The organism is Streptosporangium sp. G11, from assembly GCF_051192615.1.
In the GTDB taxonomy this organism is placed as follows: domain Bacteria; phylum Actinomycetota; class Actinomycetes; order Streptosporangiales; family Streptosporangiaceae; genus Streptosporangium.
Map to the genome: position 1 here is coordinate 24,689 of NZ_JBPJUQ010000059.1, position 16,796 is coordinate 41,484.

A 16,796-nucleotide genomic window follows, 5' to 3' on the forward strand; every position below is an offset into this window, starting at 1 on the left:
CTCCAGCCCCTCCTCAGAACGCGAACGCGCGGTCGACGGCGTGCAGGACCCGGTCCAGGTCGGGCAGGTAGTGGTCCTCGAGCCGCGAGGGCGGGTAGGGGGTGGAGGGTCCTCCGGCCCTCAGGACCGGGGCCTCCAGGTGGTAGAAGCACTCCTCGGTCACGCGGGCGGCGACCTCGGCGCCGAAGCCGTTGAAGACGGGCGCCTCGTGCACCACGACGCAGCGCCCGGTCCTGCGCACCGACTCCACGATCCTCGCGGTGTCGAGCGGATTGAGCGAGCGCAGGTCCACGACCTCCAGGGAACGGCCGTCCTCCTCGGCCGCCTTGGCGGCCTCCAGGCAGGTCTTCACCATCGGCCCGTACGCGAGCAGGGTGAGGTCCGTCCCCGGCCGCACCACCCTGGCCTCCTCGAAGGGGGTCCAGCCGGTGGAGTCGACGTCCACCTCGGCCTTCTCCCAGTAGCGCCGCTTGGGCTCGAAGAAGACCACCGGGTCGTCGCAGCGGATCGCCTGCTGGATCATGGTGTAGGCGTCGGCCGGGTTGGAGCAGGCCACGACGCGCAGGCCCGCGGTGTGGGTGAAGTAGGCCTCGGGCGACTCGCTGTGGTGTTCCACCGCCCCGATGCCCCCGCCGCACGGGATGCGTACGACGACCGGCAGTTTCAGCTTGCCCAGCGAGCGGAGCGGCATCTTGGCGAGCTGGGTGATGATCTGGTCGGCCGCGGGGAAGACGAACCCGTCGAACTGGATCTCGCAGACCGGGCGGTAGCCGCGTAGCGCCAGGCCGATGGCCGTCCCGATGATGCCCGACTCGGCCAGGGGGGTGTCGATGACCCGCTGCTCGCCGAAGTCCTTCTGCAGGCCGTCCGTCACCCGGAACACCCCGCCGAGCTTGCCCACGTCCTCGCCCATGACGAGGACCTTGGGGTCGTCCTCCATGGCCTTGCGCATCCCCTCGTTGAGCGCCTTGGCCAGCGTGAGAATGCTCATGCCTCGAACCCCTCCAGGTAGGTGGCGAACTCGGCGCGCTCGGCGTCCATCAGGGAGTGCCGCTCGGCGTAGACATTGTCGAAGATGGCCAGCGGCTCGGGGTCGGGCAGTTCGAGGCAGCGTTTGCGGACGTCCCGGCCCAGCTCGTCGGCCTCGGCCTCGACCGCGTCGAAGAACTCCTGGTCGGCGATCTGGTTCTTGAACATGTAGGCCCTGACCCGCTCGATCGGGTCCTTGAGCTTCCACGCCTCCAGCTCGGCCGCCACCCGGTAGCGGGTTGGGTCGTCGGAGGTGGTGTGGGCCCCCATCCGGTAGGTGAAGGCCTCGATCAGCATGGGCCCCTGCCCGGATCTGGCGTCGGCCAGCGCCTTGCGGGTGACGGCCAGGCAGGCGAAGACGTCGTTGCCGTCGACCCGGACGCCAGGGAACCCGAACCCGCTCGCCCTGCGGTACAGGGGGATGCGCGACTGCTTCTCCAGCGGCTCGGAGATGGCCCACTGGTTGTTCTGGCAGAAGAACACCACCGGCGCGTTGAACACCGACGCCCAGATGAACGACTCGTTCACGTCGCCCTGGGAGGTGGCGCCGTCGCCGAAGTAGACGATGCTGGCGGCCTCGGCGCCGTCGCGCTGGATGCCCATCGCGTAGCCCACCGCGTGCAGGGTCTGGCTGCCGATCACGATGGTGTAGAGGTGGAAGTTGTGCTCGGCGGGGTCCCAGCCTCCGTGGTTGACGCCGCGGAACAGGCCGAGCAGGTTGACCGGGTCGACCCCCCGGCACCAGGCCACCCCGTGCTCGCGGTAGGTCGGGAAGGCCATGTCGGCCTCGGTCAGCGCCCGGCCGGAGCCGATCTGCGCGGCCTCCTGCCCGAGCAGCGAGGCCCACAGACCCAGCTCGCCCTGGCGTTGCAGGGCCACGGCCTCCAGGTCGACGCGGCGGACCATGATCAGGTCCCGGTAGAGCCCGCGGATCTCCTCTGGTGTCAGGTCTATGTCGTAGTCGGGGTGCTGGACCCGTTCTCCTTCGGGGGTCAGCAGCTGGATGAGCTCCGGAGGTGCTTCCGCACCACGAGAGGCGTCGGCTGTCACGTGCCACTCCTGTGTGCTCGGGGCCGTCTGGATGGGTTCTCCACCGCTGTCCGGCCGATTCGCGACGCGTTCGACCCGTCTGGTGGTGGTTCGTCCGCGCTTGTGGCCATCGTGGCAGAGGTCACATACATGTGCGCAAGACCTGCCCCGTCGTCCATATGCTCCACGTTCCCCACGCCTCCCCTTTCACCCGCCCGTTTCGCGCGCGGAGCCCGGCTCCGGCCCGCGCGCCGGAGCGCGGCCGGAGCCCGTTACTCTTGAGGCGCCGGACCGTCCCCGTCATAACCAGGAGGAACACCGTGGCGCGCGTCATCGTCGACGTCATGCTGAAGCCCGAGATTCTCGACGCGCAGGGGCAGGCGATCGCCCGCGCACTGCCGCGGCTCGGCTTCTCCGGTGTCTCAGCGGTACGGCAGGGCAAGCGGTTCGAGGTGGAGCTCGAAGGGCCCGCCGACGAGGCGGCACTTGCGGACGTCCGAAAAATGGCCGAGACCCTGCTCGCCAACACGGTGATCGAGGATTACACCGTCACCGTCGAGTCCTAGGCCGCTACCCCACGCAGACCAACCGCCCAGATCCGGCTATATCTGGATTTGTGGACGGAGCAATCCCACGGCTTGACCACCAGTCAATAACATTACGGTTATTTTGCGGTTAGCCCGGATTCTGCAGGGAAGCCTTCACGAGGTGACGTCTGACCCCGGGAGGAAACCGGTGGACATGGAGTTCTCGTTGGCTCTGCCACGACAGGCCGTCGGTATTCCGATGGTCCGCAGGGCGCTCGGTGACTCCCTGCGCTCACTCGGCGTCACGGAAGACTGCGTCTCCGACATCCTGCTGGCGGTGACCGAGGCGTGCGCCAACGCCGTGCGGCACGGGGGTCCGGCCAACCGCTACGAGGTCGAGACCGCCATCGGCCACGGCCGCTGCGACGTCCGCATCATCGACCGGGGCCAGGGCCTCGTCCGGGTGCCCGAGCACTACCCGCCGACCGACGTCGAGAACGGCAGGGGCCTGCTCATCATGCAGGCCGTGGTGGACGAGATCTCCTTCGACATCACCCCCGGCCGGGGGACCGTCGTGCACCTGCGCAAGCATCTCGACTGGAACAACGACGCCGCCCACCGCCGCGACCGGGTGCTCGCCGCCGTCTGAGGGCCGGGTGTCGCGGGGCCCGCCCACGCCGCCCCGCCCGCCCCGGCGGGGCGCGCCCACCGCCGTACGGACCCGGCCACCGTCCGCTGAGCTGTGCGATCGGACCCTCCGCGCCTGACCGCTCGCCGGGAGCGGATAGCCTGGGAGCACCGCCGCAGACCGACATCCGAGTGAGTGAGATGTCGGCGCGGCGCTCGTTTGTGGAGGGGAACGCTGTCATGAGTGCTGCCCGCGTGGGCGTGGTCACTTTTCCCGGAACTCTTGACGATCAGGACGCGGCCCGCGCCGTGCGCCACGCGGGTGGTGAAGCCGTCTCGCTGTGGCACGCCGACCCCGATCTCAAGGGGGTGGACGCGGTCTTCCTGCCGGGCGGATTCTCCTACGGGGATTACCTGCGCTGCGGGGCCATCTCCAGGTTCGCGCCGCTGATGGAGGAGCTGATCCCCGCCGCCAGGGCCGGGCTGCCGGTGCTCGGCACCTGCAACGGCTTCCAGATCCTCTGCGAGGCCCACCTGCTGCCCGGGGCGCTGATGCGCAACGCCGGGCTGCACTACATCTGCCGCGACCAGGGCATCCGGGTCGAGAACACCGCCACCCCCTGGACCTCGGACTTCACCGAAGGCCAGGAGATCGTGCTGCCGGTCAAGCACGGCGAGGGCCGCTACGTCGCCGACGAGGCGACCCTGAGCGCGCTGGAGGCGGGCGGCCAGGTCGTCTTCCGGTACGCGGGCGGCAACCCCAACGGCTCCCTGAACGACATCGCGGGCATCCGCAACGAGGCCGGGAACATCGTCGGCCTCATGCCTCACCCCGAGCACGCCGTCGAGGACCTCACCGGCGCCCCGAGCACGGACGGGCGCGCGTTCTTCTCCTCGATCCTGAAGAAGCTGGTGAACGCATGAGTCTCGACACCGTCAAGCGGGCCGAGGACACCCCCGACGAGCGCCAGCCGTACGCCGAGCTGGGCATGAAGATCGACGAGTACGAGCGGGTCCGCCAGATCCTCGGCCGCCGGCCCACCGGCTCCGAGCTGGCCATCTACAGCGTCATGTGGAGCGAGCACTGCTCCTACAAGTCGTCCAAGGTGCACCTGCGCCAGTTCGGCACCAAGGCCCCCAAGTCGGAGGCGCTGCTCGTCGGCATGGGCGAGAACGCCGGGGTCGTGGACATCGGCGACGGCTGGGCCGCCACCTTCAAGATCGAGTCGCACAACCACCCGTCCTACGTCGAGCCCCACCAGGGCGCGGCGACCGGCGTCGGCGGCATCGTCCGCGACATCATGTCGATGGGCGCCCGGCCGATCGCGGTGATGGACGCGCTCCGCTTCGGCGCGGCCGACGCCCACGACACCCGGCGGGTGCTGCCCGGCGTGGTCGAGGGCATCAGCCACTACGGCAACTGCCTGGGCCTGCCCAACATCGGCGGCGAGGTCGTCTTCGACCCCTGCTACATCGGCAACCCGCTGGTCAACGCCCTGTGCGTGGGCCTGCTGCGCAAGGACCAGATCAAGCTCGCAGTGGCCCCGGGACCGGGCAACAAGGTCGTCCTGTTCGGCGCGCTGACCGGCCCCGACGGCATCGGCGGCGCGTCCGTGCTGGCCTCGGCCACGTTCGAGGACGAGTCGCACGCCAAGCGCCCCAGCGTCCAGGTCGGCGACCCCTTCATGGAGAAGCTGCTGATCGAGTGCTGCCTGGAGCTGTACCAGGCGGACGTGGTCGTCGGCATCCAGGACCTCGGCGCCGCCGGCGTCTCCTGCGCGACCACCGAGCTGGCGGCCAAGGGCACCGGCGGCATGGACGTCAGGCTCGACCTCGTCCCGCTGCGCGATCCGTCGCTGCGGCCCGAGGAGATCCTGATGAGCGAGTCACAGGAGCGCATGATGGCGGTCGTCACTCCCGACGACATCGACGCCTTCATGGCGATCTGCGCGAAGTGGGACATCCCCGCGACCGTGATCGGCGAGGTCACCGATTCCAACCGCCTCGTGATGACCTGGCACGGCGAGACCATCGTCGACATCCCGCCGGGCACCGCGGCCGACGAGGGCCCGGTCTACGAGCGGCCGTTCCACGAGCCCGCCGGCCAGGTCGCGCTGAACGGCGACGACCCCGGCCGCCTCGACCGCCCCGGCGACCTGCGCGCGGCGCTGCTGGAGCTCCTCGGCTCACCGAACCTGGCGTCCAAGGAGTGGGTCACCTCCCAGTACGACCGGTACGTCCGCGGCAACACCGTGCTGGCCCAGCCCGCCGACGCGGGCGTGCTGCGCATCAGCGAGGCCATGCCCGGCGCCGAGGAGACGACCAGGGGAATCGCGCTGGCCACCGACGGCAACGGCCGCTACGCCCGCCTCGACCCGTACGCGGGGGCCCAGCTCGCCCTCGCCGAGGCGTACCGGAACGTGGCCGTGACCGGCGCGACGCCGCTGGCGGTGACCAACTGCCTCAACTTCGGCTCCCCCGAGGACCCCGAGGTCATGTGGCAGTTCGCCGAGGCCGTACGCGGCCTCGCCGACGCCTGCAGGACCCTCGGCGTCCCGGTGACCGGCGGCAACGTCTCGTTCTACAACCAGACGGGATCCGTCCCGATCCACCCGACGCCGGTCGTCGGCGTGCTGGGCGTCATCGACGACGTGGCCACGCGCGTACGAACCGGCTTCACCGGCGACGGCGACAGGATCGTCCTGCTCGGCGAGACCGAGGAGGAGTTCGGCGGCTCGGAGTGGGCGCACGTGGCCCACGGCCACCTCGGCGGGCTGCCGCCCGTGGCGCGGCTGGAGTCGGAGCGCGACCTGGCCCTCGTCCTGACCGAGGCCGCCTCGCGGGGTCTGCTGACCGGTTCCCACGACCTGTCGGACGGCGGGCTGTCCATCGCCCTCGCCGAGGCCTGCCTCGCCCAGGGCGTCGGCTGCGAGGTCTCCCTGACGGGCGACGACGCGTTCGTCGACCTGTTCAGCGAGTCGTCGGCCCGCGCGCTGGTGACCGTCAGGCCGGAGTCGTTCGACGCCTTCGCGGAGCTGTGCGCGGCCCGCGAGGTGCCCTGCTACGGCCTGGGCACCACCGGCGGCGACTCCCTGAAGGTGGGGGGCGTCCTGGACATCCCGATCACCGAGCTCAGGGAGACCCACACGTCCACCCTGCCGGGCATCTTCGGCTGATCGCACGAAACGCGTTCAGAGGTCAGGCTCCCTCCCGTCAGCTGACGGGAGGGAGCCTGACCGATCTATGTGGATCACACGGTCGGTGTCCGGGGGTGTGGCGGATCCCCGCCGTACCCCCGTCACCTCCCGCGAACGGGTCGGACGATCGGAACGATCAGACAGCCGCGCAGATCACATACGCGACGGTCTTGCTGTTGCCCCCGTCACCTTGACCAGCGGGAATGCCTTCCCGCAGTCTCGTGTTCAGCGTTCGGCGCTCACTACGGGATCAGGACATGCAGATCGCGTAGACGGTGCCGCTGCTGTTCTTACCGCTCACGGTCCAGCCGGTGGGCGTGGAGCCGGTGGGCGCGCTCGTGTAGATCTGACCGGAAGAGCTGCCGTTGCCGCTGAAGCCGCCGCCCGTGGCGACCTTGCCCGAACCACAGCTCACGCTCTGGCTGCCGCCCTGGCCACCGAAGCTGAACTGCGCACTGACGGTGGTGACGGTGGGGGTCCCGCCGCCGCCCGATCCCGGCGTACCGGGGTCGCCCTTGGGGCCCTTCAGCGACGCGATGAACTCCGCCTTGGACTTGCCCCTGTTACCCGGCAGTTCGAGCCAGACCTCGTAGGCGCTCTTACCGTCGTCGCCGTCCCGGCCGTCGTCGCCGTCCTTGCCGGGCTTGCCGTCGGCCCCCTTGAGACCGGGGGCACCTGGCTTGCCGTCGTCGCCCTTCGGCCCCTGCGAGCCCTCCGCCCCGTCGGCGCCCTTGGGGCCCTGCGCGCCGTCAGCGCCCTTAGGCCCCTGCGGGCCGATCTCCCCCTTGGGCCCCTGCGGACCCTGCGGACCGGTCCTGCCCTGGAGGCCGCGCGCCCCCTGCGGACCCTGCGGGCCCTGCGGACCGGCGTCGCCCTTGAGACCCTGCGGACCCTGCGGGCCCTGCGGACCGGCGCTGGCGATCCCCTGCTGGCCCTGGGTCGTCTGGCCCCACTTGATCCGGACCTCGGTCGGCCTGCACTTGGCCGTCGCGTTGACGATCCGGGTGTAGCGCGTCTGCTTGTGGACACACGCGTGGATCTCCGCGGCCGCCGACGAGGCGACGGCGCTGCCGCTCGCGGTGAACAGCGTTCCGACGAGCACGCCAACGGTCACGGCGGCGAGCGTGCGTCCGCCCGGCAACTTGATAGCCACTGGGCTTCCTTTCTGCGACACCAGAGCCTGGTGTGATGGGAGGGATACACGTAGTACACGTTTCAAACGTCCCAGCGGTTGGCACTCGGAACATCACGCTTCGGCGTCGGAAGCCCGGCGATTAACTCGCCTGCCGACACCGGCCGCGTACGGGATAATCAGACCGTTCGGGGGAACCCGCCCGCTGGGCGTGGACGAACAAGACAGGGAACCAACAGGGTTCTCCAGACGCGGAGGCCATCGTGCCGACCATCAACCCGACAGGCGCGGTCCCGGAAGACCGTGCCCGACGGGAACCGTACCTGCCGCCGGCGACCCAGCCGATCCGCACCGTGGTGTGGGCGCTGCATCTGGCGCTGCCGATGCTCGGGCTCTGGCTGCTGCTGGCCGAACCCGACCTGAACATCGTCTTACAGGACAACCCCAGCCACTTCTGGTTGATCATCACCATCGCCGGGATCAACCTGGTCCTGGGCCTCATGATCGGCGAGGCGTCGGCCCGGCGGGCGGACGCCCGGCTGCTGCTGGTCTCGCTGGTCTTCCTGAGCGGCGCGGGGTCGTTCCTGGTGCACGGGCTGACCACGCCGGGGGTCATCCTGGACAAGACAAGCTACGGCTTCGACCTCTCCCACCCCGTCGGACTCCTCGTGGCCTCGGTGTTCGCGTTCGCGTCGGCCCTGCCCCTGGGTGAGCGGGCGGCGGCGGCCGTGCTGAGGAACCAGATGTGGCTGCGCGGCGGTCTCGCGGTCCTGATCACCCTGTGGGGGGTGGCCTGCCTGGTGCCGCGCCTGACCCCGCTCAGCGGCTCGCCCCCCGAGGGGGTCGGCCTGGGCGGCGTGGAGTGGATCGGAGTGGCCCTGCTCGCGGCGGCGTCGGCGATGATGTTCCAGCTGCACCGCAGGCGCCCGGCGGTCGTGCTGATCAGCCTGGTCACCGCGTACGCGCTCCTGGCCGAGGCGCTGATCGCGGGGTTGTCCCACCGCAACTGGCACCTGTCGTGGTGGCTGTGGCACGCGCTGCTGACCACGGCGTTCGTCTTCGTCGCCTACAGCGCCTACCTGCAGTTCCGGCGGGAGGGCACGAGCGCGGGGCTGTTCGACTCGGTGGCGCTGTCGGCGACGGTCCGCAGGATCAGGGCCGACTACGAGGCCGCCCTGGAAGAGCTCGTCGGCCACCTGCGGCGCAGGGAGGAGAGCAAGGTCCCGATCGCGGACAGGCTGGCGGGCAAGTTCGGGCTCACCGAGTCGCAGGTGGCGGTGCTCGACCGGGCGGGCGAGGCGCTGGCCAACGAGCGGGAGCTGAGCGACCGGCTCGCGGCGCTGGTCGACATCGGCAGGCAGGCCCGCGTGGGACTGCCGGAGAAGGAGATGCTGGCCCAGGGCCTCGACCGTGTGCGGCAGGCGTACGGGGACGTCCGGATCAAGCTGGTCGACAACGGCCGGGTCACCGTGAGCTCCAAGGAGTACGGCCAGCGGGACTTCCCCGAGAACCAGCCGATCCGGTTGGAGGGGAAGGTCCTCCACCCGCTGACGGTGAAGGGCAGGCTCGCCGGGGCGCTGGAGGTGCCGATCGGCAGGACCCCGCAGGACGAGGCGCTCGCCGCCACGCTGGCCGGCCAGATGTCGATCTCCCTGGAGAACGCCCGGCTCTACAGCGAGCTGGAGACCCTCTTCCGGCAGTACATGTCGCCGGACGTGGCCCAGTCGCTGCTCGCCGACCCGCAGACCGCGGCGCTCGGCGGCGAGCTGGTGGAGCTGACCGCGCTCTTCGCCGACCTGAAGGGCTTCACGAGCTTCTCCGAGCGGGTGGCGCCCGGCGAGATCGTCGAGATGCTGAACCGCTACCACACCGCGGCCGTGCCCATCGTGCTCGGAAACGGCGGCACGATCGTGCAGTTCGTGGGTGACGCGCTGCTGGCGCTGTTCAACGCCCCCGCCCGGCAGGAGGACCACGCCCTCGCCGCGGTCCGGGCGGGCCTGGCGATGCAGGAGGCGGCCGAGGAGATCGCGGCGGGCATGCCTGGATATCCTCGCTTCAGGATTGGTATCAACACCGGTGAGGCGCTTGTCGGAAACATCGGCAGCCCCGAGTTGCGCGGGTTCAACGCGATGGGCGACTGCGTCAACGTGGCCGCCCGGCTGGAGGGGATCGCCGAGCCCGGCAGCGTCGTGATCGGCCAGAGCACCCTCGACCTGATCGGCACCCAGGCCAAGACCCAGTCGCTGGGCTGGCTCAACCTCAAGGGTAGGGAACAACCCGTCCATGCCTACGTGCTGTCTGGGCTCTCGTAAAAGTACCTTTCGCCGCGAGGGCCGTACGAACACAATCGAGATCGCCAGGAGGTGGTTATGACTTCTTCCCCCGAACCGGGCGAATTCATCACATTGCTCACAGAAGACGAAGTAAAAGCCCTGTACGCCGCCGGAAGGCCCCGGCGTTGGGACAGGGGCGCGACGATGTTCACCGAAGGCGACGTGAGCGACTGGGTGCTCATCCTGACCTCCGGCCGCGTCAAGGTGTCCTCGCACACCGCGGTCGGCAGTGAGGTGGTCCTCGCGGTGCGAGGGCCCGGGGCACTGCTCGGCGAGTTCGCGGCGATCGACGGGCTTCCCCGGTCCGCCACGGTCACCGCCCTCGAACCCGTAGAAGGGATCACGGTCCGCGACTTCTCCTCGTACCTGCAAGCCCATGGGAGAGTCGCCGTCCTGCTGATGCAGATGGTGACCGGAAAGATGCGCGACTCCGACCGCAAGCGCATCGAGTACGGCGCGTTCGACACCACGGGCCGCGTGGCCACCCGGCTGGTCGAGCTGGCCGAACGGTACGGCGAGCCGGACAACGGCGGGGTGCGGGTGGCGCTGCCCCTCTCCCAGGACGAACTGGCCGGCTGGACCGGGGCCTCCCGCGAGGCGGTCAGCAAGGCGCTGCGCTCCCTGCGCGATCGCGGTCTGATCGAGACGGGCCGGCGTCGCGTGGTCATCCACGACATGGAGGGCCTGCGCAAACGGGCCCGCTGAGGGCGCGCCGTACGACCGGCGGAGGGGTGTGCCCACCCCGCGAGAGGGAGGGCACACCCTCGGCACGCGAGGGCGGACGCCGGCGTGAACGCGAACGCGCCGGGCGGACGCGCGAGCAGACCCAGACATAAAGACGCGGGAGCGGAACAGGACGCGCGAGCAGAATCAGGCGTGAAACGCGGGAGCGGAGCCGGACACGGCGCGCGAGCGGGACGGGACAAGGCGGGGCGGGCGTGCTTCGGGTGGAGCCGGGACCATGGTCGACGTACAACGTACGTCAGACTGGGAGCCATGGTCGCAATCCCCCAAGACCTGCCCGGATCTCCCGAATACATATCCAAACTCCGCTACGCGTGGCGGGTCTGCTCGGTCACCAGCCTCGGCCTGGTCCTGATCGGCATATCCGGCAGCACCCTGAACGTGGCGCTTCCCACCGTGGTCAGGCACTTCCACGCCGACGCGTTCTCCGCGGGATGGGTCCTGCTCGCCTTCCTGCTCGTCAACACCGCGACGCTGGTGTTCTTCGGCCGGGTGGCCGACCTGCTCGGACGCCGGGAGATCTACCTGGCGGGATTCGTCCTGTTCACCACGGGATCGCTGCTGGCCGGGCTCTCGCCGGACATCTGGTTCCTGATCGCGATGCGCGCGGTGCAGGCGGTCGGTGCCGCGATGATCCTCGCCAACGGCACCGTGATCATCACCGACGCCTTCCCTCCCGACCGGCTCAGCCAGGGCATGGGCGTCTACATCGGCACCCTCTCGATCGCCCAGCTCGCCGGCCCCACCCTGGGCGGACTCATCGCCGAGACCGCGGGCTGGCAGTGGATCTTCTGGATGAACGTGCCCGCGGGGTTGATCGCCCTCACCTGGGGCGCGTTCACGCTGCGCCGCGTCCCGCGGGGAGCGCGCCGGCCGGTGGACGCGCTCGGCAACCTGATCGTGTTCGCCGCCCTCTCCGCGGCCCTGATCGCGCTGTCCGAGGCGGGATCGCGCGGCCTGTCGAGCCCCGTGGTGATCGTCGGCGCGGCGATCGCGGTGGTGCTGGTGCCGGTGCTGGTCGTGGTGGAGCGCCGGGCGTCGCATCCCGTGCTCGACGTGCGGCTGTTCGGCGAGCGCATGCTGGCCTTCGCCAACCTCGCCTCTTTCTGCAACGCGCTGGCGCGCTCCGCGCTGATCCTGCTGGTCGCCCTCTACTTCCAGGCCGCCAGGGGCGTGGACGCCGTCACCGCGGCCCTGGGCGTGCTCCCCGTCCCGATCGGCATGGCCCTCGCCTCCCCGATCGCCGGCGCCCTCGGCCGCCGGGTCAGGCCGTACGCGCTGTCGGTGGGCGGCGCCCTGATGAGCGCGAGTGGGCTGGGCGTCCTGCTGCTGAACACCGATCCCGCCACGCCGTACTGGATCATCGCGGTGGGCCTGTTCCTGTGCGGCTGCGGCAGCGGCACCTTCCTGACCGGCAACACGACCCAGGTCATGTCCGCCCTGCCCCCCGGGAGCCTGGGCGTGGTGAACGGCTTCCGGCTCATGATCATGAATGCCGGGATCGTGCTGAGCGTCGCCCTCACGCTCAGCGTCCTGACCGGCTCGGTCAGCGCCGAACTGCGCGGCCAGGTGTACGCGGGCACGCTGTCGCGCGTCTCCCCCGTCGCCGTCGAGCACCTGATGACCGGCTTCCAGAGGACCTACGCCGTCCTGTTCGCCGTCGCGCTCACGGGCGCCCTGACGGCCGCCCTCGCCCGGCCCCGCCGCCCGGGACGCGCGGGGTCAGCGGCCCCCTGAGCGGGCGGCCAGCGCCTCGATGCCGGCCATGAGGAGGTCGACGCCGAAGGTGTCGTAGAGATCGGGGGCACCGCCCTCTGAGAGGGGCGCGGCCATCTCCACGATGTGCGGGTAGACGTCCGGCGGCAGCGACTGGAGCCTGAGCCGCTTGAGACGCGTCCGCTCGGCCGCCTCCCGCTCGGAGATCCCGGGAGGGCAGTGCCGCCCCGGGCCCGCCGCCAGCGCGATCGCGCCACTGAGCAGGTACTGGGAGATCATGCAGCTCTCGTCGCGCGAGAACCCGCCGCGCTTGGCGAGACCGAGGGCCGTGTCCCAGACCGCCAGGAAGACGGGCACCTCCATCTGGTCCACCGCGCCCAGCACGTCCGCCGCGCACGGGTGGCGCCGGAGCACCCTGACCAGGCCCGCGACGAGTTCCCTGAGCCCCTCCTGCCACGGGCCCGTGTAGCCCCCCTCGATCACGAAGCCCTCGATCAGGTGGCCCGCCATGCCGACGGTCAGCTGATCCTTGTTCTTGAAGTGCCAGTAGAGCGCCATCGGGGTGACGCCCAGCTCCTGGGCGAGCCTCCGGATGGTCACCGCCGACAATCCCTCGGCGTCGCCGATCTCCAGCGCCTGCTCGACGACCGCCTCGCGGGTCAGTTTCCCCATCACGCTTGACAACTATACGCCGTACGGGTTCCACTGTTCACCGTACATGTACGACGTATAAGTACAACGTAGAGGACGGGGAATGACGGACACCCGCAGGTGGTGGGCGCTGGGAGCGATCTCGCTGGCCACCTTCATGACGTATCTCGACAACAACGTGGTGAACGTGGCGCTGCCCACGATCCAGCGTGATCTCGGGCTGAGCATCTCCGGCCTGGAATGGATCGTGAGCGGCTACATCCTGGTGTTCGCCGGGTTGATGCTCGTCGGGGGACGCCTGGCCGACGTCTTCGGGCGGCGGCGCGTCTTCCTGGCCGGCCTCGTCGTGTTCACCGCGGCGTCGTTCGCGGCCGGGATGGCCACCGACGGCGGCGTGCTGATCGCCACCAGGGCGGTGCAGGGCGTGGGGGCGGCGCTCCTCACCCCCACGGCGCTGGCGCTGCTCACCTCGATCTTCCCCGACGCCAGGGAACGCGCGACGGCGGTCGGCCTGTGGAGCGCGGTCGGCGCGCTGGCCCTCGCCCTCGGGCCGCTGACCGGCGGGCTGATCAGCGAGCGCTGGCACTGGGGCTGGATCTACCTGATCAACGTGCCGATCGGGGTCGTGACACTCGGCCTCGGACTCTGGGCGATCAGGACGGTCCCCCAGGAGACGGTACGGCGCGGCCTCGACGTCCCGGGCCTGGTGACGTCGAGCCTGACGCTGTTCGCGCTGACGTACGCGCTCATCGAGGGCGCGGGGGCCGGATGGACCTCGCCGGAGATCCTGGGCGCCTTCGGGATCGCGGCCGTGTCGGCGCTTGCCTTCGTGACGATCGAGCGCCGGAGCCGGGAGCCGATGATCGACCTGTCGCTGTTCAGGTCGCGGGTGTTCAGCGGGGGCACGCTGTCGATGGGCCTGTGGTCCTTCGGGGTGTTCGGCATCTACTTCTTCACCGCGCTGTACCTGCAGAACGCGCTGGGCTTCTCGCCGATCGAGGCCGGGGCGGCGTTCGTGCCGATGGCGCTGGTGATGGCCGCCACCGCCGCCTTCGCCCCGAGGCTGGACAGGGCCCTGGGAACCGCGCGGACCGTGGCGGCCGGGCTCCTGCTGATGACCGTGTCGGTGTTCGGGATCTCGTTCGTCGGGGAGGGCGGGTCGTTCGGCGACCTGCTGCCGTGGTTCCTGGTCTACGGGCTGGGCGGCGGCATGCTGGTGCCGCTCACCACGGCGATCATCGGCGCGCTCCCGGCGGGCAGGACGGGAGTCGCCTCGGGAGTGCTGAACGTCTCGCGCGAGGTATTCGGCCTGCTCGGGATCACGGTCCTGGGGGCGATCCTGAACGCGCGGCAGTCCTCGCTCCTGGCGGAGGGCGCCGGGCAGCTGACCGCCTTCCTGGACGCGTACCGGTACACGCTGGTCGTCGCCGCGGCCATCGTGCTGGTGGGCGTGCCGGTCAGCCTGCTGTCACTACGGGCCACCCGGGCCGCGGACCCGCCGGTGGCCGCCGAGGATCGTCCGACCGTACCGGTGGGCTAGGGGCCCCGAACGCGGAGAGGCACCGGCTCGCGCCCCCACGGGGAGGACGCGAGCCGGTGCCGGAAGCCGGTGCGAGCCGACGGGCGGATCAGGACCCGGCCCGCGTCGCCCCCGAGGCGGCGCGGGCCGGTGCCGGAAGCGGGCCGGATCAGGAACCGATCTTGCCGCCCTTCGCGTGCCAGGCGACCACGACGGAGGGGCGGGGCTGGGAGGCGCCGCCGTCGGGCCAGTGGCTGGTGGGGGCCTCGGGGGTGGCGCCGGTGGTCTCGCCGGGGTGCTGGACGGCCACGAAGACGCTGCGCTGGTCCGCGCTGACCAGCGGGCCGCAGGTCTCCGCGCCGACCGGCACGCTCAGGAACTGCTTCAGGTGGCCGCGCTCGGGACCGCGGACCGGCATGGCGAACAGGCCGTCGTGGGCGCCGAGCTGGCTGCCGTCGGTGGAGATCCAGAGGTTGCCGTCGGCGTCGAAGGCGACGTTGTCCGGGCAGGAGATCGCCGAGACCTTGGTCTTGTCGAACCCCGCGAAGTAGGTCGCCGGGTCGGCCGGGTCACCGCAGACCAGGGGCAGGGACCAGGCGAAGGTCGTGGCCCCGGCGTCGTTGCGCCGCTCGACGATCTCCAGGACGTGCCCGTGCTTGTTGGCCGGACGCGGGTTGGCCTCGTCCACCTGGGCCGGGGTCCGGTTGGTGTTGTTGGTCAGGGCCACATAGACACCGCCGGTGACGGGGTTGCGCTCCACGTCCTCGGGACGGTCCATCTTGGTCGCCCCGACCTTGTCGGCCGCCGTACGCGTGTAGACGAGCACCTCCGCGGCCGTCATCCCCGGGACGTGCGAGACCTTGCCGGTGACCAGCGGGATCCACTCGCCCGAGCCGTCGAACTGCCCGTCGGCGGGGAGCTTGCCGGTGCCGTCGATCTCGGTGGCCGGGCTGTCGCCGGTGAACTTCGCCACATAGAGGGTGCCGTCGTCCAGCAGGGTCCGGTTGTGCCGGTCGAAGCCCCGGATGTAGCGCTGCCGGGAGACGAACTTGTAGACGTACTCGAACCGGGAGTCGTCGCCCATGTAGGCCACCACCCGGCCGTCGGCGGCCAGGGAGGTGGTGGCACCCTCGTGGGCCAGCCTGCCCAGGGCGGTGCGCTTGATCGGGGTGGAGTCGGGGTCGAACGGGTCGATCTCCACGATCCAGCCGGTGCGGTTGATCTCGTTCGGGTGCTTGGCCAGGTCGAAACGCTCCTCGACCCGGTCGAACCGGCGGTTGCCGCTCGGGATGCCCGTCGTGGCGCTTACCCCGTACCGGGTGAGGTACGGCTTCTGCGCCTCGGGCACGCCGTTGCCGTTGACGAAGTACTGGTTGAAGTTCTCCTCGCCGCTGAGCACCGTGCCCCACGGCGTGGTGCCGCCCGCGCAGTTGTTCAGCATGCCGATCGGCGTGGTGCCCTTGGGGTCGGCGGCGGTCTTCAGCAGGTCGCTTCCGGCCGCCGGGCCCGTGAACTTCATGGGGGTGTGCACGGTGATGCGACGGTTGTAGCGACGGGAGCCCCGGGTGACCAGCTTCCACTGGCCGGACCCGCCCACCCGCTCGATCTCGACCACCGAGCCGCCGTGGGCGGCCAGTGCGATCTTGATCTGCTCCTCCGTCGCGGAGGTGCCGTCCTTGTAACCGCGGAACATCAGGTTCTCGTCGGTGTACTCGTGGTTGACCCAGAGCAGACCCCGGTGCTGCCCCATCGGGAACAGGGTGACGTAGTCGCAGTTGTAGCCGAACTGCTTGGCCTGCGCGGCGGCCGTCTGGTTCTCGAAGTCGAACGCGGGGGCACCGGGCAGGACCGGGTCGCCCCAGCGCACCACGGCCGCCGACAGGTAGCCGGAGGGGACCGTCACCTTGTCGTCGGTGTTCGGCGCGATGGCGGTGAAGCGGAGGCCGTTCTTCTGGCCGGGACCGTGGCCGGGGCCGTGACCCCCGCCGAAGGTGTTCGCGTCCACGTCAGGGTCGGCGAGGGCGGGCACCGCCGTACCGAGCCCGACCCCGGCGACGATGGCGCCCAGGGCACCGGCGCGCAGCATGCCGCGGCGGGTCATCGCCTCGGCGACCACGTCGCCGAAATAGGTGTTTTCGCTGGTGTTCACTACATCGTGGGCGCACTGGTCACCGCAGCGGAACCGGCAGGTGAGCGCGCTGCGTCCACCCTTGTGAGGGCTCGTGAGCAGGGGGAGCAGTCGGCGCGGCGACGTGTTCGCCACAGGGTCCTCCAAAAAGGGGCGAGGTCTTC

13 protein-coding genes are annotated in these 16,796 nt (G+C 70.5%); 8 read left to right on the top strand and 5 right to left on the bottom strand.

Going from position 1 to position 16,796, the window contains the following annotated elements:
* Positions 1-13 precede the first annotated feature (13 nt).
* Positions 14-991 carry an alpha-ketoacid dehydrogenase subunit beta gene (locus tag ACSDR0_RS37185; RefSeq protein WP_435293644.1) on the bottom strand — a complete coding sequence of 326 codons (978 nt, stop codon included), beginning with the start codon at positions 989-991 and terminating at the stop codon, positions 14-16.
* Entirely contained in the window at positions 988-2,079 is a 1,092-nt protein-coding gene (gene pdhA / locus ACSDR0_RS37190; RefSeq protein WP_435293645.1) for a pyruvate dehydrogenase (acetyl-transferring) E1 component subunit alpha, read from the bottom strand. The genes ACSDR0_RS37185 and pdhA overlap by 4 nt, the downstream gene beginning before the upstream one ends.
* Before the next feature lie 299 nt (positions 2,080-2,378).
* On the opposite strand from pdhA, the gene purS reads away from it, so the two are divergent.
* The 4 genes from purS (at position 2,379) to purL (ending at position 6,388) form a co-directional block, all read left to right on the top strand.
* Positions 2,379-2,624 carry a phosphoribosylformylglycinamidine synthase subunit PurS gene (purS, locus tag ACSDR0_RS37195; protein WP_329087025.1) on the top strand — a complete coding sequence of 82 codons (246 nt, stop codon included), beginning with the start codon at positions 2,379-2,381 and terminating at the stop codon, positions 2,622-2,624.
* Between the two features lie 187 nt (positions 2,625-2,811).
* Positions 2,812-3,234, top strand: coding sequence for an ATP-binding protein (locus ACSDR0_RS37200; RefSeq protein WP_435293646.1), 423 nt, complete (start codon positions 2,812-2,814; stop codon positions 3,232-3,234).
* Between the two features lie 218 nt (positions 3,235-3,452).
* Complete coding sequence (gene purQ / locus ACSDR0_RS37205) at positions 3,453-4,136, top strand: phosphoribosylformylglycinamidine synthase subunit PurQ (protein ID WP_435293647.1); 684 nt, start codon at positions 3,453-3,455, stop codon at positions 4,134-4,136.
* Positions 4,133-6,388 carry a phosphoribosylformylglycinamidine synthase subunit PurL gene (gene purL / locus ACSDR0_RS37210; protein WP_435293648.1) on the top strand — a complete coding sequence of 752 codons (2,256 nt, stop codon included), beginning with the start codon at positions 4,133-4,135 and terminating at the stop codon, positions 6,386-6,388. Before purQ ends, purL begins: the two co-directional genes overlap by 4 nt.
* Positions 6,389-6,659: 271 nt before the next feature.
* Here the strand turns inward: purL and ACSDR0_RS37215 are convergent, their stop codons facing one another.
* Entirely contained in the window at positions 6,660-7,562 is a 903-nt protein-coding gene (locus ACSDR0_RS37215) for a hypothetical protein (protein ID WP_435293649.1), read from the bottom strand.
* 242 nt (positions 7,563-7,804) lie between these two features.
* Between ACSDR0_RS37215 and ACSDR0_RS37220 the strand changes: the two genes are divergently transcribed.
* From ACSDR0_RS37220 to ACSDR0_RS37230, 3 genes are all read left to right on the top strand, one after another.
* Positions 7,805-9,853, top strand: coding sequence for an adenylate/guanylate cyclase domain-containing protein (locus ACSDR0_RS37220; protein WP_435293650.1), 2,049 nt, complete (start codon positions 7,805-7,807; stop codon positions 9,851-9,853).
* A gap of 57 nt (positions 9,854-9,910) precedes the next feature.
* Positions 9,911-10,579 carry a Crp/Fnr family transcriptional regulator gene (locus ACSDR0_RS37225; RefSeq protein WP_435293651.1) on the top strand — a complete coding sequence of 223 codons (669 nt, stop codon included), beginning with the start codon at positions 9,911-9,913 and terminating at the stop codon, positions 10,577-10,579.
* Positions 10,580-10,870: 291 nt separating this feature from the next.
* Positions 10,871-12,355: an MFS transporter gene (locus ACSDR0_RS37230; RefSeq protein ID WP_435293652.1), complete on the top strand. Its 1,485-nt coding sequence runs from the start codon at positions 10,871-10,873 to the stop codon at positions 12,353-12,355.
* On the opposite strand, the gene ACSDR0_RS37235 is transcribed toward ACSDR0_RS37230, so the two are convergent.
* Positions 12,341-13,006, bottom strand: coding sequence for a TetR/AcrR family transcriptional regulator (locus tag ACSDR0_RS37235; RefSeq protein WP_435293671.1), 666 nt, complete (start codon positions 13,004-13,006; stop codon positions 12,341-12,343). The two genes, ACSDR0_RS37230 and ACSDR0_RS37235, sit on opposite strands and share 15 nt — an antisense overlap.
* Before the next feature lie 82 nt (positions 13,007-13,088).
* Here ACSDR0_RS37235 and ACSDR0_RS37240 point away from each other — a divergent pair, with 82 nt between their 5' ends.
* A complete protein-coding gene (locus tag ACSDR0_RS37240; RefSeq protein WP_435293653.1) occupies positions 13,089-14,525 on the top strand; it encodes an MFS transporter in 1,437 nt (478 codons plus the stop codon).
* A 148-nt stretch (positions 14,526-14,673) separates the two neighbouring features.
* On the opposite strand, the gene ACSDR0_RS37245 is transcribed toward ACSDR0_RS37240, so the two are convergent.
* A complete protein-coding gene (locus ACSDR0_RS37245; protein WP_435293654.1) occupies positions 14,674-16,767 on the bottom strand; it encodes a PhoX family protein in 2,094 nt (697 codons plus the stop codon).
* Positions 16,768-16,796: the final 29 nt, after the last annotated feature.

Bases quoted from the DNA above. Each gene is read 5' to 3' on its own strand.
- ACSDR0_RS37185 (WP_435293644.1), bottom strand. From the start codon at position 991: ATGAGCATTCTCACGCTGGCCAAGGCGCTCAACGAGGGGATGCGCAAG.
- purQ (WP_435293647.1), top strand. From the start codon at position 3,453: ATGAGTGCTGCCCGCGTGGGCGTGGTCACTTTTCCCGGAACTCTTGAC.
- purL (WP_435293648.1), top strand. From the start codon at position 4,133: ATGAGTCTCGACACCGTCAAGCGGGCCGAGGACACCCCCGACGAGCGC.
- ACSDR0_RS37225 (WP_435293651.1), top strand. From the start codon at position 9,911: ATGACTTCTTCCCCCGAACCGGGCGAATTCATCACATTGCTCACAGAA.
- ACSDR0_RS37230 (WP_435293652.1), top strand. From the start codon at position 10,871: ATGGTCGCAATCCCCCAAGACCTGCCCGGATCTCCCGAATACATATCC.
- ACSDR0_RS37235 (WP_435293671.1), bottom strand. From the start codon at position 13,006: ATGGGGAAACTGACCCGCGAGGCGGTCGTCGAGCAGGCGCTGGAGATC.
- ACSDR0_RS37240 (WP_435293653.1), top strand. From the start codon at position 13,089: ATGACGGACACCCGCAGGTGGTGGGCGCTGGGAGCGATCTCGCTGGCC.